Source organism: bacterium (genome assembly GCA_020444325.1).
Classification (GTDB): Bacteria; Bacteroidota; Ignavibacteria; order SZUA-365; family SZUA-365; genus BM516.
This window is the reverse complement of record JAHLLD010000005.1, coordinates 172,010-187,009: the sequence shown is the minus strand read 5'-3', so window position 1 is coordinate 187,009 and position 15,000 is coordinate 172,010. Positions and strand designations below refer to the sequence as shown.

Here is a 15,000-nt window from a genome sequence, read left to right as displayed (position 1 = left end):
GGAGGAATCAACAGCAGGGAAAACAGTACTTGCGACTGTGTCGCATGATGACGAGTTTTCAGGATGCAAAGCATACACATCAGCAGGAAGTAGAAATACCATGAGTCTCAACATGCAGGATATGATGGCGCGCGTGCAGGAACTGCAAAGCCGCATGGCGGAAGCCCAGCAGAAACTCCGCGACCTCGAAACCACGGCGGAAGTCGGCGGCGGCATGGTGCGCGTCACCATGAACGGCAAACAGGAAGTGCGCAAGATTTCCATCGAGAAAAGCGTCGTCACGCCCGATGACGTGGAATTGCTCGAAGACCTGATCCTTTCGGCAGTAAACAAAGCCATCGACCAGTCGCAGAAAATGGCCAAGGAAGAAATGGGCAGTGCGACGTCGGGACTGCTGCCGAACATCCCCGGTCTCGATCTCGGCAATCTCGGACTCTGATCAATTCATGTGGACCCGCGGCGGCGCGGGTCCTGATCTCATTCTCCCAGGCCAGGCATGCTCTCAACCTCCCCTTCTCTCGATGCACTCATCGCCGAATTCACCCGTCTCCCGGGCATCGGCCGAAAGACCGCGCAGCGCCTCGCGCTGTACGTGCTCAAGCGTCCCCGCCAGGAAATCGAACAGATGGCCACGACGCTGCTGCAGGTCAAGGACCAGGTGCGCACCTGCTCGGTGTGCTGCAACATCACCGAAGACGATCCCTGCGCAATCTGCACCAGTCACAAGCGCGACCGCAGCCTGATCTGCGTTGTGGAAGAGTCCAATGACGTATTCGCCATCGAACGCGGCAATGAATTCCGCGGGATGTATCACGTGCTCGGGGGACGCCTTTCGCCGCTGGAGGGCATCGGACCCGATGATCTCTCGGTCCGCGAGCTGCTCGACCGCGCGGCGGGTGAAGTCGAGGAAATCATTCTCGCGATGAATCCCAACGTCGAGGGCGAAGCCACGACACTGTATCTCTCCAAACTGCTTAAGCCGCTGGGCGTACGCACAACGCGTATCGCACGCGGTATCCCTATGGGAAGCGATCTCGAATTCACCGACGCGGCGACGATCACCCGCGCGTTTGAAGGACGCATCGACCTCTGAACTTAATCCGGCCAACACACATGTCCTGGTACAAGCGATGGTTCGCCGACGAGCATTACATGGCGCTGTATGCCCATCGTGATGACAGCGAAGCGCGTCGCGCCATCGACCTGTTTGAACAGCGCGCGCTCACGGTTCGTGACCGCTATTGCCTGGATCTGGCCTGCGGCACCGGCAGGCATGCCTTCGAACTTGCAAGGCGCGGCGCCCGCGTCCTTGCCGCAGACCTCTCCCCAACCCTGCTCGCAGCCGCCGCGCGCAAAACACAGCGCTATGCCGGCAGCATGCAATTACTGCAGGCCGATATGCGGCGGCTGCCGATTTCGCCGCACAGCCTCGACGCCGTGCTGCAGCTGTTCACCGCCTTCGGCTACTTTCGCAGTGATGAAGAAAATGCCGCCGTTATTGCAGGTGTGCGGCGCAGCATGAAAAGCGGCGGCATGTACCTTCTCGATTTCCTGAACGCCGCGCAGGTACGCGCGGATCTTGTTCCGCAAAGCGAACAGCGCATGAACGGCGTACTCGTCCGCCAGGAGCGCCGCATCCACGACGACCGCGTCGAAAAACGCATCACCATCACTTCCGACGACGGCGAACACCAGTTCGAAGAATCCGTGCGCCTCTTTACCCTCGACGATTTTCGCAGTATGTTCCAGAAAAATGGATTCGTGCTCGATAGCGTCGCCGGTGATTATGACGGCCGCGCCTTCGACGACGCCTCCCCCCGCTGTCTGATGTTCGCCCGGGCCGAATGATGAAACCCGCAACGACGTATCTGCACCGCATTCGCGTCCTTACGCTGTCGCTGACGCTCGCGTTCACCGCGACGGCCTGTGACCTGTTCAGCACGCGCGATCCCGAACCCCCGAGCAGCGGCAGTTCCACCTTCGTACCGGCGACTTCTCCCGACCTCGTCCTCGCCAACCTCGAAAACGCCATCGCGGAAAAGAACACCGAGAATTACCTGCGCTGCCTGGTCGACACACTCAATTCCAGTCAGCGCTACACATTCATTCCCACTTCCGCCGCTGCGGGACGCTATGCGACGACGTTCGCAGACTGGTCCCTCCAGAGCGAACGCGGCTGGTTCGCCGCCTTGAAAGCCTTCGCCGAGGATGATGCGCCATCAAGCCTCTCCCTCACGGGCAGTTTCGCGGTCATCGCGGCCGACTCCGCCGTATACGAAGGCGAGTACGATCTCAACTTCCGTCACGGTCTGAGCAGCGTCTCCGAAACCGCGCGCGGCAGCCTGCAGTTCATCATGCACCCCGACCGCAATTCCATCTGGAGCATTACGCGCTGGACCGACCTCCCCCTCAATGACGAAACGAGCTGGAGCGAATGGAAAGGACGCTTTGCAAATTGAAACCTTCGCGGAGACGTCAGGCGCGGGTGCTTCACCTCACGCCTCCGTTGCTGCTCGTCACCCTGCTGCTGCTGGGCGTCGTTGCGGCGTGCAATCCCTTTGCTCCCGCACTGGATGAGGATACGGGTGGCGATGCCAGTCTGATCACCGATCAGACGACGGTAGACGGACTCTTCCAGAACTTCCGCTATGCGTACACGTTCAAGGATACCACGATTTACGGGGGACTGCTGGCGCACGATTTCGTTTTCACCTATCGCGACTACGAGCGACGGGTGGATGAGAGCTGGGGACGCGATGAGGAAATGCGCATTACCTGGCATCTCTTCCAGAACGCCAGCAGCCTCAATCTCGTGTGGAACAACATCGTCGGCTTTTCCGGCGACTCCCTCCGCAGCAGCGTCACGCGTGGCTTCAATCTCACCGTCACCTTCAATCCGAACGACGTGGTGCGCGTCGATGGACGCGTGTCGCTCGACCTCCGGCGCACCCTCTCCACCGACCCCTGGAAAATCACGCAGTGGAAAGACGAATCGAACTACTGACGTGAACATTCTTCACAACCCGTTCCCCATTTTCACATTACAAAAATCTTAACTCGCCGAATATGACTCATATTCGGGAATGCGGTTTTGGCGCGATATTTGCAACAGTATAACTGCCTCGTAGTCTCAGCAGTAATAGGAGTGCAGCAATGGTCGGTCAGCAAATGATAACAGAAGCACGCAGCAGGAATCGCGGCTCACGCGCCATCGCCATTGCACACCCTCGAAGTCTTACGCGTCACGGGGCAAACTCAACGGCCGCTCTCGTCTATGCATTCATGAAGCCGCTGAGCAATCTTCTGTCAAAACTGCGGCTGCACTGAGCTTCAAATACAGCCTCATATAGATTCATTCCCGTCCCGTGTCTGTTTTCGGGACGGTTTTTTTTGTGCCCTCCCCTATCCTGAAGGATTTTTTCCACCCCGCCGGGCTTTTCCCTTGCTCTTTGCCATGTGCCCTCCTATTTTTTGGGTTCCAGACGACAATCATTCAGCAGCGAGGGACAGCGATGGATAAGGAACTGAAAGACTATTTCGAGGGATATGACATTTCAGGGGAGCAGGACGAGGAAGTGTACCGCCACCAGTCGAAACAGGTTGGTGAACAGTTCGAGGAGAAGCTCGAGCGCGTGGGACACAAGCTGCGCTTCGCACAGGATTTGATCGCGCTGTTCCGCTATTTCTCGGATGCGGCGGTGCCCTGGCAGAAAAAGACCATCGTCGTCGGCGCCCTGCTGTACTTCATCTCGCCGCTGGATGCCATTCCCGATTTCGCGCCCCTCGCAGGCTATCTCGATGATCTCGGTGTCATTCTCGCCGTGACCAAGTTCATGTCTGCCGAACTGGCGCCGTATTACCAGATGCCTTCCGAACCGGCGCAGCACAAAGCGCCCGCTTCGCGTCCCGCACCACGGCCGGAGCCGGAAGAACACATCGCCTTCGACTGATCGATCGTGACCGCGCGTTTCCGAACCGGGGAAGCACCCGACTGTTGCGAATTACGCAGGGAAGGTGCTGAAGCGCGCGTCGCATACAGCAATCAATCATGCATAGGGAGAACATGATGCAGAACGCTTCGTTTGACGACGCCCTCAGGGCGTTGCGCCATCATTTCGGGTACGAGAACTTTCGTCCCGGACAGGATCATATCGTCAAGACCATTCTCGAGGGAAAAAACACTGTCGCCGTCATGCCGACGGGCGGAGGGAAATCGATCTGTTACCAGATTCCGGCCGTCCTGTTCGAGGGACTCACCATTGTCATTTCCCCACTGATTTCATTGATGCAGGACCAGGTCGCCGCGCTGGAGCGCGCGCGCATCAAGGCCACCTTCATCAATTCCATGCTCGATTACCAGGAAGTGCTCGCCCGTCTCGACAAGGCGCGCAACGGCTGGTACAAACTCATGTACGTGGCGCCCGAGCGCTTTGAAAGCAAGACTTTCATAGAGCGCATGAAGGGCATCCGTATCGCGATGTTCGCGGTGGACGAAGCGCATTGCATCAGCGAATGGGGACATGACTTTCGTCCCAGTTACATGAAGCTCAAGGATGCGCTGGCCGAACTCGGGAGTCCCCTCACCGTCGCCCTCACCGCCACGGCCACACCCGATGTGCGGCAGGACATCCAGCATCAGCTCTCGCTGGAGAATCCCGAAGTCATCGTACGCGGTTTCAACCGCGCCAATCTCACGCTCGCGGTGATGCGCGGAGTGAACAAGCGCGATGAAATCCTGCGCCTCTGCACGAATGACGACTGCGGCATCGTCTATGCGGGCACGCGCAACAATGTCGAGGAAATCGCCATCATGCTGCGGCAGCATGGCATCGCCGCGGAGTCGTATCACGGCGGGATGCAGTCGGGCGCGCGGCAGGATGTGCAGAATCGCTTCATGGACGGACGCACGCGCGTCATCGTCGCGACCACGGCGTTCGGCATGGGCATCGACAAAAGGGATGTGCGCTTCGTGGTACATCACGACATGCCGTCGACGCTCGAGCAGTATTATCAGGAGGCGGGACGTGCGGGACGCGACGGTAAGGAGAGCGTCTGCACACTGCTGTATCATCCGAAAGACCGTTCGCTGCCCGAGTTTTTCATTCGCAACACCTTCCCCGACCGCACACTGATACAGAAGACCTACGCGCAGCTGCATCAGTTCGCCGGGAATCAGCTCGGACAGTCGTTCGACGGACTCGTCGCCCATACACCGTCATCCCTCGCGGCATTGCTGGGGCAGACTTCCGAGGCCGCGGTGCGCGGGTCACTCGATGTACTGGAGCGTTCGGGCTACATCCGGCGCATACAGGAATCGTACAGCGAGTCGACTGTGCAATTCCTCCTCCCGCCCGAGCGCATGCGGCTGTGGATGATAGAAACTGCGCCGGCAGAGCTGCAGCCGGTCATGGTGCATCTGCTGCGTGTGGTGGGCGGTGCGGCCTTCTACGATCCCGTCCCGCTGTACATGGACGAACTCGCGCAGAAAAGCGGCTACAACGTCGAAGATCTCATGCCCACACTGCGCCGTCTGCACGACGAGCGCATCATCGATTTCACGGCGGGAAGACGCGGCAGCGGCATTGCACTGCTCGGTCAGCGCGTGCAGGCCGCGGATCTCGAAATCGACTACAGCAGCATTCAGCGTCGCATGCGGCATCAGCTCGAGAAGCTGCAGGCGATGGAACATTACATCACCGGCGCGGCCTGCAGGCGCAACATGATACTGGAATACTTCGACGAGGAAGGTATCGAAGGGGTCTGCGGGAAATGCGACAACTGCACCTCCACCGCCATCGACGTGCAAGAGGAAACCGGGCAGGATCTCTTCGACCGTTACCATGCGCTCGTGCTGCATTGCGCTGCCGAGACCGGGGGACGCTTCGGACGCACAACACTGGTGGACGTACTGCGCGGGGCGCAGACGCAGCGACTGGCGCAGTTCCGCCTGCATGAAGCCAGCTGCTATGCCAAACTGCGCAGTGTGGACAAACGGCATGTCATGGAAATCATGGATGCGCTGATCGCGCAGGGCTGGCTGGCCAAAAGCGATTCACTGCGTCCCTCGGTGTACATCACCGAAATCGGCAGGGCGCATCTCGGCTACGATGTCAAACCCATGCCGCTGCCCGCACCCGGCGAAACTGCGGAAACCGGTGTGAAAGACCCAGTGCTGTACGAGGCGCTGAAGACCGTCCGTCGCCGGCTGGCCGCCGCCGCCAACGTTCCCTCGCACACGCTGGTACCCGACAAGGTGCTGCGCCTGATGGCTGATCAGCGTCCCCGAAGCCGCGAGGAAGCGCTCGCCATTGAGGGTATGGGACCGGTGACCTTCCAGAAATGCGGCCGCGAGCTGCTGGGCGCCATCGGCGATCATCTGCATGAACAGTCGCTGTCGGAGAGCATGGAGAAGAGTCGCGATGCGTTCGCGGAGCTGCCGGCAGGACTCCGCAGCACGTGGGAGCTGGCGGAGCGCGGACTCGGACTCGGCGACATTGCGCAGCGGCGGGGATTGACGGAAGGCACGGTGTCGAATCACCTGGCGGATATCATCCGGCGTGGCATGCAGTTCAAGCTCGATGCACTCGTGCCGCAGGCACATCAGGATCAGATTCGCGGCGCGGTGAGAAAACTGCGCGACAGTAATCTCAAGAAGATCAAGGGAATCGTCGACAGCGAGGTCAGCTTCGCGGAAATCCGCATCATGCTGGCCGTGATCGACAGGGAGCATATGCTCAGCAGGCAATAATCAGGCACCCAAGGATGATCGTACCGGCGAGGCTTACTGCACTGGCCGGAATAATTGTGCAGCATCGTATGTCCACGAGGGATGAGCTGAGCGCTCGACTCAGCGTACGGAGAGATACTGCACGCTGAAAAGGTTGCGGGAATCGGTCCACACCCGGTCGACATTGAAATACGGCTTCGCCAGGGCGGCGAATTCCTCGATGCTGTACTTGTAGGAGTACTCGGTGCAGATGCTTTCCCCGCTGTGGAAGATGACTTGCTCACCGTCCACATGCGCGACCTGTTCACGTTTGCTGATCAGGTGCATTTCAATGCGTCCTTCACCCGCGTTGTACACCGCCCTGTGCCGGAATGCGTCAAGATCGAAATCCGCATCGAACTCGCGGTTGAGGCGCACGAGCATGTTGAGATTGAAATCCGCCGTCACACCGCGAGCGTCATTATAGGCTGCATCCAGCACGTTCAGATCTTTCTTGAGGTCCACCCCGATCAGCAGTCCGCCGTCGTCCCCCACCACTTCGGCAATATGGCCGAGAAATTCGCGGGCCTCGGGAGGAGTGAAATTCCCGATGGTGGATCCGGGGAAGAAAACCACGCGCCTGTCGTGCGGCACATCGATGTCGGGCAGCTCATAATCCTGCGTGTAATCCGCAGGCACAGGAAGAATGTGCAGCGACGGATATTCCCGTCGCAATTCCGAAGCCGCCATCAGCAGATGCTCGCCGGAGATATCGATCGGCACATACGCCGCGATGCCGCGGAGATGGTCGAGCAGCAGGCGAATTTTCACGCTCGCCCCGGCGCCGTATTCGATCAGCAGGCAGCTGCGTCCCATCTGTCGCGCGATGTCATCGATGTTGTTGCGGAGGATGCTGATTTCCGTGCGCGTGGGATAGTATTCCCTCAGCGTACAGATTTCCTCGAACAGCGACGAACCGATCTCATCGTAGAAATACTTGCTCGGCAGCATTTTCTGCGGCTGCCGGAGTCCCTCGAGAAGTTCTTCGCGCAGGAGCTGACGCTCCTGTTCCACCGATGTCCTGGTTGCTTTCATCGTCCTCCTCCTTCTGCATCTTTTGCGAGACGTATCCCTATGAACTGCCAGCGACTGTGTGGGGGGAAAAAATTCCGGTACGTGCTGCGTACATGATTTCGTGTCGTGGCACAGGATCCGCCGCGCAGTACGACCTGGCTGGACATGAACTTCCCGTTGTACTCGCCCACGGCTCCCGGCGGAGGCGTGTACCCGGGATACGGCGCATACGCACTCCGCGTCCACTCCCACACATCCCCGAACATTTGCTGCAGTCCCTGCTTTCCCTCCGTTGCGCGTGGATGATACACCCCGTCGTCGGCAAAGTGTCCTTCAAGCGAGGCAGCGTCGGACGCAGCGGCGACTTCCCATTCGTCCTCCCCCGCCAGACGTGCTCCGGCCCAGCGCGCATAGGCGTCCGCTTCGTACAGGCTGACATGCACGACCGGCTGGGCCATATCCACCGGCCCGAAACCGTGCAGCGTGAAATGATGCCATACGCCGTCGACCTTCTCCCAGTACAGCGGTGCCTGCCAGCCTTCCGCCTCCACGGTCGCCGCGCCGTCTGAAAGCCACAGCTCCGCTCGCCGATAGCCGTCATCTTCGATGAACCGGAGGTACTCGCCGCAGGTCACAGCGCGCGAGGCCAGCGCGAAGTCGTGGATGAAACGCTGATGCCGCGGACCCTCATTGTCATAGAAAAAGCCACTGCCTTCATAGCCGATCTCCCGCAATCCCGCCTTGAATTCCAGCCAGCGCAACGGAACCGTTTCCGCTTGTGGAAAGTCCGGTGCGGGAAGAAAGGCGGGACGCAGGGGATTGACCGAAAGCACATGCTTGATGTCGGTGAGCAGAAGTTCCTGATGCTGCTGTTCGTGGTTGAGTCCCAACGTGATGATGGGTTCAATTTCCCGCAGCAGCGCGGCATCCGCACCGTCGATTAATTCCATGACCGCCGCGTCAACGTGTTCGCGGTAGGCGTAGATGTCGCGCACGGTGGGACGCGACAGCAGTCCCCTGTGCGGACGGTGAAAGCGTTCGCCGATCTGCACGTAGTAACTGTTGAACAGGAAGGAATACTGCGGATGTGGTGATGTATAATTATCCGCGTAGCGGTCAAGCAGGAAGGCTTCGAAAAACCAGGAGGTGTGGGCGAGATGCCATTTGGTGGGACTCACATCGGGCATGGTCTGCACGACGTAGTCTTCGGTTTCCAGCGTTTCGCACAGCTGATGGGTAAACGCGCGCACGGTCTGATAACGCTGTGCCAGCGTTTCCTCGAGCGGAAACTCCACGATGCCCGATCCCGCATCGCGCTGCAATGTCGCAGTCATGTTATCCTCAAAATGGAATGCTGTCTGCGTCTATGTTAGTGTGTCAGTCCTTTGATTCCAAATTTGCTGCCGGCGGGACGGGGAGTCCCTCGAGCCGCATGATCACCAGCGCGTTGGTTGTGGGACAGGGTCCTTCGCGCAATGTGTAATCGAACACCATACGCTCATCCCGCACCTGCTCCCTGAAATGCATGTTCACCAGTCCCTCAACCCCGCCTTCGAGCGAGGTCAGCTCGATGTCGTGCGTGGAAACGATGCCGGTCCCATGCCTGCCCGCCAGCGCCTTGAGATATGCTTCGCCGCCGACATGACGCTCGATATTGTTTGTGCCCTTGAAAATCTCATCGATGAGGAAAAACAGCGGATGCGCATCGCCTTCGCTGTCCAGCTGTTCGAGCAGCCGGCGCAGCCGCCGCACCTCGGCATAGAAATACGACACGCCTTCGCGCAGCGAATCGCTGATTTCGATGCAGGTATAGAGGCGGAAAAGGCGTGAAGAAAAACGCCGCGCTGCGACGGGTCCCCCCGCCCATGCCAGTGCGAAGTTGATACCGACGGTGCGCAGGAAGGTGCTCTTCCCCGACATGTTTGAACCGGTGACGAGGAACAGCGTACCGATGCTGTCGACGCGGAAATCATTGGCCACGCGCGTATCAATGGGAATCAGCGGATGTCCCAGCTGCTCGGCTTCATACACCGGTGCCGGATTGCGGCTTTCACCGCTGGTGATTTCCGGCGTCTCGAGCAATGCGGGAAAAGAATACTCGGGATACAGCGCGGCGAGGTTGGCGAGGGACTGCAGGGCTTCGAGCTGCTGCAGGGCTTCGAGCCAGTCGGGCAGCAGCTTTTCGATGGCTTTCCGTTTGCGCTCGAGCCGCGCAGCGAAGATGAAATCCCACGGCAGTGCGATATTGAGCAGCAGCATCATGACCGGGTTCATACTGAGTCCCGCCGCAATCACATCGCGCAGTATGCCGCGGATGTGGCGCGAGGGACGCTTGTCCTCTGCATGAAACGCAGTGGTCAATTCCTGCAGCGCCTCATTGCCCGCGGTGGGATAATCCTCAATGAAGCGGAACACGGTTTTCAGCCGTCCGAGTTCGGCATCCAGCTGCGTGGCGGTGAGCATGAAGCTTTCGCGCACGCGTCCGTTGGCGAAATACACCGCGCCGTAGGCGAAGAGTCCGAGCATGAACCAGGGACCTGTCACGCCATATCCCCACAGCAGAAACAGTACGAGGTTCGCCGCGGCGATCAGCAGCGTGAGCGGCAGCACCCAGCGTATGGTGCGGGGCAATTCGGCCGAGCGCAGCCATGCAAGAAAAGCTTCACCGTCGAGCCGCTCGCCCGACACCATTGCGTATTCGAGCTGCATGTGTTCCCGGAAATGACGAAGAGGAACGAGGCCCTTCACCAGCCGCTGCCGCGCGAGAATATCCTCACGTTCCGGAGCCGTGCATGTCAGCCACTCTCCGAGCAGACTGCTGCCGCGCCGGGAGACGGAGAGATCGAGCAGCCGGTGCAGCGAGGCGTCACCGAAAATGCCGATATCCCCCGCGAATGGATGATCCGCTTCGGCGCGCTGCACTCCGGGAGCGGGAAGGTGCTCCCATTGCAATGCACGCCGTGCCTGCTGCGCGCGCTTGATATCCTTCCACAGCCGATGCCGTTCGATGCTGCGGTCGGTGCGCCGGTGTCGCGCGGCCACCAGGAAGAACACGACTGCGACGAGCGTCAGAAAGCCTGCAACAAGCGGAGGCGCAAGCGGCAGACCGAAGCCGCCGAGGAAAAACAGGAAGAGCACAACGCGCACCTGCACGAAGCGCGTACTCAGCTTCTGCATCGCGGCAATGCGGCGATCAAGCCGCTGCTGCAAATCCACAGCCGGTGATGTCATGGGTTATTTCCCGCCGCTGCCGATCCAGCGATGCAGCCATTCGTGAAACTGTCCATACCAGTGAATGGAATTCTGCGCATGCAGCACCCAGTGATTTTCGTCGGGATAAATAATCAGGCGGGCGGGAACGCCCTTGGCCTTGAGCATGCCATAAATCTCGAGCGCCTGTCCGTACGGCACGCGGTAATCTTTCTCGCCGTGGATGATGAGCGTCGGCGTCACGTAGTCGGCCGCGTACTGTGAAGGACTCCATTTCAGCACATTGTCGCGTCCATCCCACGGCGTTCCGCCATAGGAAATGTCGCGGTGATGCGTGACGTCCGATCCGAACTGCGCCATGAGATTGTACACGCCGGCGTGATTGATGATGGCAGCGTAGCGATCGGTATGTCCCCCGATCCACGACACCAGGTACCCGCCGTAGCTGCCGCCCGCCACGGCCATGCGCGTCGAATCGATGAACGGCTTTTTGATCATCGCGTCCGTCGCCTTCATCACATCGATGAAGGGCAGTCGTGGGTGCTCGCCGTTGATGCGGTCGGCGAAGTATTCACCGAATCCTGTCGAGCCGTGGAAATTCGGGGTGATGGTCACATACCCGCCGGCTGCGAAGGTCTGCGCATTCCAGCGGGGATGGAAGTTGTCCTGGAAGGCCCCGTGGGGACCACCATGCACCATCACCAGCAGCGGCCAGCGCTTTGAAGCGTCAAAGTTCGGGGGATAGATAATGTACATCTGCACGCTGTCCCCTTCCGCGCCTTCGATCCAGGCGTTTTCCACGCGACCCATGGTCACGTTCGCGAGCAGCTCGTCATTGAAATTCGACAGCTTCCGCATATTGCCACCGTCGGTGTCCATGCTGTACACGGCGTCGGGCGCGGAGAGGGATTCGTGGAGGAAGACGATGCGTCCATCATGCACCTGCAGATTACTGTTCGCGCCGTTGTGCAGGAGGGTGGATACCGCGCCGCCGCTCAGGGGAGCCGAGAACACGCTGGTCTTGCCGAAATGCGACGCGGTGAAATACACCGTACGGTCGTCTTCGTCCGTGGTCCAGCCTGAAGCGCTCCGGTCAAAATCACGGCAGACCTCAACGATCTCTCCACTGCTGCGGTCCATGCGCACGAGCTTGACGTTTTCTGCATTCATGTCCGTACGCGTCTGCCTGCCGTAAAGCAGGTATTTCCCGTCATGCGTGTAATACGGGGAAAAGTCATCGGCGGGATTGTCGGCCGTCACACTGCGCAGCTCGCCGCTGCCGTCGGTCGGGAGCACGTACACATCGAAATACAGCTCGTCGTATGGGGGACCCGTGGTGAGTCCGCTCACGGCAATCTCTTTCCCGTCAGGAGAAATCGTGTAATCCACGCCGCCCGAATAACTGAAGTATCGATCGTACCCCGGCGTGAGATTCGTGACCCGGTGATTGCGGACGTTGACCGCATAGATGTGCTTGAGGTAGCCATCGGTCAGATAATGATCCCAGTAGCGGTAGAGGCGGTTCTCGGTGATTCTCGCCGTGACCTTGCTTTCCTTGCGCCGCTTGATTTCGGTGCGGAGGGAATCGAAATCGTCCCATATCCCGGGCAGAATCGAGGAAGTAAATGCGATGCGTTCGCCGTCGGGAAACCACTGCAGCCCACCGACGCCTGTGGGCATGTCCGTCAGTCGCAGCGCTTCCCCGCCGTCGACGGGAATGACGTAGAGCTGCGCGCGCTCGTCCTCACCCCGCTTTGCGACGAAGGCGAGCTGGCTGCCGTCGGGACTCCAGGCCGGACCACCTTCCGAACCTTTGCCGGAAGTAAACTGCCGCGCCGAGCCCGAAGCGACATCGATCAGCCAGATGTCACTGCTGCCTTCGTTGCTCTCGATGTCGTAGCTGGTGACAACCACGGCCGCGGTACTGCCATCGGGAGAAACCGTGAGTCCGCTCACCCGCTTGATCTTCCACAGCGTCTCGGCCGACATGGCCTCGCCCTGCTGGGCCTGGAGTCCGGCAGTGAAAAGAAAGAGGAAAAGGGAAATGGAAAGGAAGGAATAGCGGTATTTCATATCGCAATGCTCCGTTCAACAACAATTTCTATCCCACCCACCCGCATTTATGCAGTTTCTGCATAAAAAACGGCGCGGCAATATGCAGTTTCTGCATATTTACCGGCGCAAAATCAGAAATATGCACATTCTGCATAAACGCATGGCAGCGCATTATGCAGAACGTGCATACAGCGTTCAGTCCTTCTCGAGCTCGGCGCGGATGCGCTGCAGTTCCGCGCGGTGATCGTCGCTGACCTTCGGGTAATGCAGGTCGAGCGATTCAAGTTCCTTCACGATAATATCAGCCACGGCGCAGCGCATGAACCATTTATGGTCGGCGGGAATGATATGCCAGGGCGCGTGCTCGGTGCTGGTGTGATTGAACATGTCCTCATAGGCGTGCTGGTAATCCTGCCAGTGCCCGCGTTCGCGCAGGTCACTCGAAGAGAACTTCCAGTTCTTTTCCGGGCGATCGATGCGCCGCAGGAAGCGCCGTTTCTGTTCGTCCTTCGACACGTTGAGAAAGAACTTCAGCACGCGGGTGCCGTTGCGCACGAGGTAGGATTCGTAATTGTTGATTTCCTCGTAGCGCGCCTTCCACACATGCTTGCGCGCCGAAGGCGGCAGTTTCTGTGCGTCCAGGATCCCGGGATGGACGCGGGTGACCAGAACTTCCTCGTAGTACGAGCGATTGAAAATTCCGATGCGTCCACGTTCGGGCGCACGCTTCATGCAGCGCCAGAGATAGTTGTGATCGAGTTCCTCGGCCGAGGGCGCCTTGAAGCTGTAGACCTGGCAGCCCTGGGGATTGATGCCCGACATCACATGTTTGATCGTGCTGTCCTTCCCCGCCGCATCCATTGCCTGGAATATCAGCAGCAGCGCGTAGCTGTCGTGTGCATAAAGCACATCCTGCAGCTCGGCGAGCCGCCTGATGTCCTTCTGCAGCTTTTTCTTTGCGTCCGCTTTGTGCTCGAATTCGCCGGTATCCGCGGTGTCATAATCCTTGAGACGGATTTCCCTGTCATGGGGAACGACGAAGGGTTCATGCTTCATGGCTGCTCCGTGTATGTTATTCTACAACGCGCACCGATTTGATTTTCACGCCGTTTCCTTTCTTCTCGATCTTGTGCACGACGTCCATGCCCTTGGTGACCTTGCCGAACACCGTGTGCTTGCCGTCGAGCCAGTCACAGCCGGCCTTTTTCGTGACGATGAAAAACTGCGAGCCGTTGGTGTTGGGTCCTGCATTGGCCATGCAGATGGTGCCGTAAGCGACCTGCGCCTTCAGCTTGCCTGGCACGTACACCGGCTCACTGTGTCCCGTGCGACTCTTGTAGAATTCCACGTCATGAGCCATGATGGGACGACCGCTCTGCTCTTTTTCGCAGGCCTTGACGATACTGACCAGCGCCGTGTCGGGCACCGGCGTATTGCGGAAATACGGTGTGAGGATTTGCTGGAAAACCACGATGGCCTGGTTTTCATCCGTGATATCGCCCTTCAGCTCCTCGCCCTTTTCAAAGCATTCGTCCTCGAAAGAGTATCCCGGTCCGCTCGTGCCATCGCCTTTTGGACAACCGCCCTGAATCATGAAATCATCAATCACGCGGTGGAAGGTGAGTCCGTCATAAAACGGCTCCTTCTTCATTTCTCCCGTGTCCGGGTCTTTCCATTCCTTTGTTCCCATCGCCAGTCCGACGAAATTATCCACCGTCTTCGGCGCAATGTCGGGCCACATTTCAATGGTGATATCCCCGAGTTCGGTTTTCATCAGAACGAGCAGCTTGTCGCTGCTCTGCGCGAAACTGCCAGTGGCAAGGAGGGTGAGCAGGGCGGCGACGAGTGCGATTCGTGTCATATGTTTCCTGTCCTTTGCATATCCATGATGGGTAAAGAAGTAATATACAGATACTGGCGGAGAATCCGTGGAGTTCCGGTCCTGCGTGTATGGA

The 15,000-nt window shown here is 59.0% G+C and carries 13 protein-coding genes; 7 read left to right on the top strand and 6 right to left on the bottom strand.

What is annotated here, in order from left to right; translation table 11 throughout:
- The first annotated feature begins 100 nt into the window (after positions 1–100).
- The 7 genes from KQI65_08910 to KQI65_08880 all read left to right on the top strand — a co-directional run bounded on the left by KQI65_08910 (position 101) and on the right by KQI65_08880 (position 6,748).
- Complete coding sequence (locus KQI65_08910; GenBank protein ID MCB2204858.1) at positions 101–439, top strand: YbaB/EbfC family nucleoid-associated protein; 339 nt, start codon at positions 101–103, stop codon at positions 437–439.
- 57 nt (positions 440–496) lie between these two features.
- Positions 497–1,093, top strand: a complete 597-nt coding sequence (gene recR, locus KQI65_08905; GenBank protein ID MCB2204857.1) for a recombination mediator RecR — start codon at positions 497–499, stop codon at positions 1,091–1,093.
- 20 nt (positions 1,094–1,113) lie between these two features.
- The gene (locus tag KQI65_08900; GenBank protein ID MCB2204856.1) at positions 1,114–1,848 is read left to right on the top strand and encodes a class I SAM-dependent methyltransferase; all 735 of its coding nucleotides are present in this window, start codon (positions 1,114–1,116) and stop codon (positions 1,846–1,848) included.
- Positions 1,845–2,459, top strand: a complete 615-nt coding sequence (locus tag KQI65_08895; protein ID MCB2204855.1) for a hypothetical protein — start codon at positions 1,845–1,847, stop codon at positions 2,457–2,459. The genes KQI65_08900 and KQI65_08895 overlap by 4 nt, the downstream gene beginning before the upstream one ends.
- 68 nt (positions 2,460–2,527) lie before the next feature.
- Positions 2,528–3,004 (top strand): hypothetical protein, encoded by a 477-nt coding sequence (locus KQI65_08890; GenBank protein ID MCB2204854.1) that lies wholly within the window; start codon positions 2,528–2,530, stop codon positions 3,002–3,004.
- 508 nt (positions 3,005–3,512) lie between these two features.
- Positions 3,513–3,950 (top strand): DUF1232 domain-containing protein, encoded by a 438-nt coding sequence (locus tag KQI65_08885; protein ID MCB2204853.1) that lies wholly within the window; start codon positions 3,513–3,515, stop codon positions 3,948–3,950.
- Positions 3,951–4,066: 116 nt separating this feature from the next.
- Complete coding sequence (locus tag KQI65_08880) at positions 4,067–6,748, top strand: RecQ family ATP-dependent DNA helicase (protein ID MCB2204852.1); 2,682 nt, start codon at positions 4,067–4,069, stop codon at positions 6,746–6,748.
- A gap of 99 nt (positions 6,749–6,847) precedes the next feature.
- On the opposite strand, the gene egtD is transcribed toward KQI65_08880, so the two are convergent.
- The 6 genes from egtD to KQI65_08850 all read right to left on the bottom strand — a co-directional run bounded on the left by egtD (position 6,848) and on the right by KQI65_08850 (position 14,906).
- The gene (egtD, locus tag KQI65_08875) at positions 6,848–7,801 is read right to left on the bottom strand and encodes an L-histidine N(alpha)-methyltransferase (protein MCB2204851.1); all 954 of its coding nucleotides are present in this window, start codon (positions 7,799–7,801) and stop codon (positions 6,848–6,850) included.
- Positions 7,798–9,114 carry an ergothioneine biosynthesis protein EgtB gene (egtB, locus tag KQI65_08870; GenBank protein MCB2204850.1) on the bottom strand — a complete coding sequence of 439 codons (1,317 nt, stop codon included), beginning with the start codon at positions 9,112–9,114 and terminating at the stop codon, positions 7,798–7,800. Before egtB ends, egtD begins: the two co-directional genes overlap by 4 nt.
- Before the next feature lie 43 nt (positions 9,115–9,157).
- Positions 9,158–11,011 carry a hypothetical protein gene (locus KQI65_08865; GenBank protein MCB2204849.1) on the bottom strand — a complete coding sequence of 618 codons (1,854 nt, stop codon included), beginning with the start codon at positions 11,009–11,011 and terminating at the stop codon, positions 9,158–9,160.
- Between the two features lie 3 nt (positions 11,012–11,014).
- Positions 11,015–13,063, bottom strand: coding sequence for a S9 family peptidase (locus KQI65_08860; protein ID MCB2204848.1), 2,049 nt, complete (start codon positions 13,061–13,063; stop codon positions 11,015–11,017).
- Between the two features lie 177 nt (positions 13,064–13,240).
- Positions 13,241–14,101, bottom strand: coding sequence for a polyphosphate kinase 2 family protein (locus KQI65_08855; protein MCB2204847.1), 861 nt, complete (start codon positions 14,099–14,101; stop codon positions 13,241–13,243).
- 16 nt (positions 14,102–14,117) lie between these two features.
- Positions 14,118–14,906 (bottom strand): peptidylprolyl isomerase, encoded by a 789-nt coding sequence (locus KQI65_08850; protein ID MCB2204846.1) that lies wholly within the window; start codon positions 14,904–14,906, stop codon positions 14,118–14,120.
- Positions 14,907–15,000 lie beyond the last annotated feature (94 nt).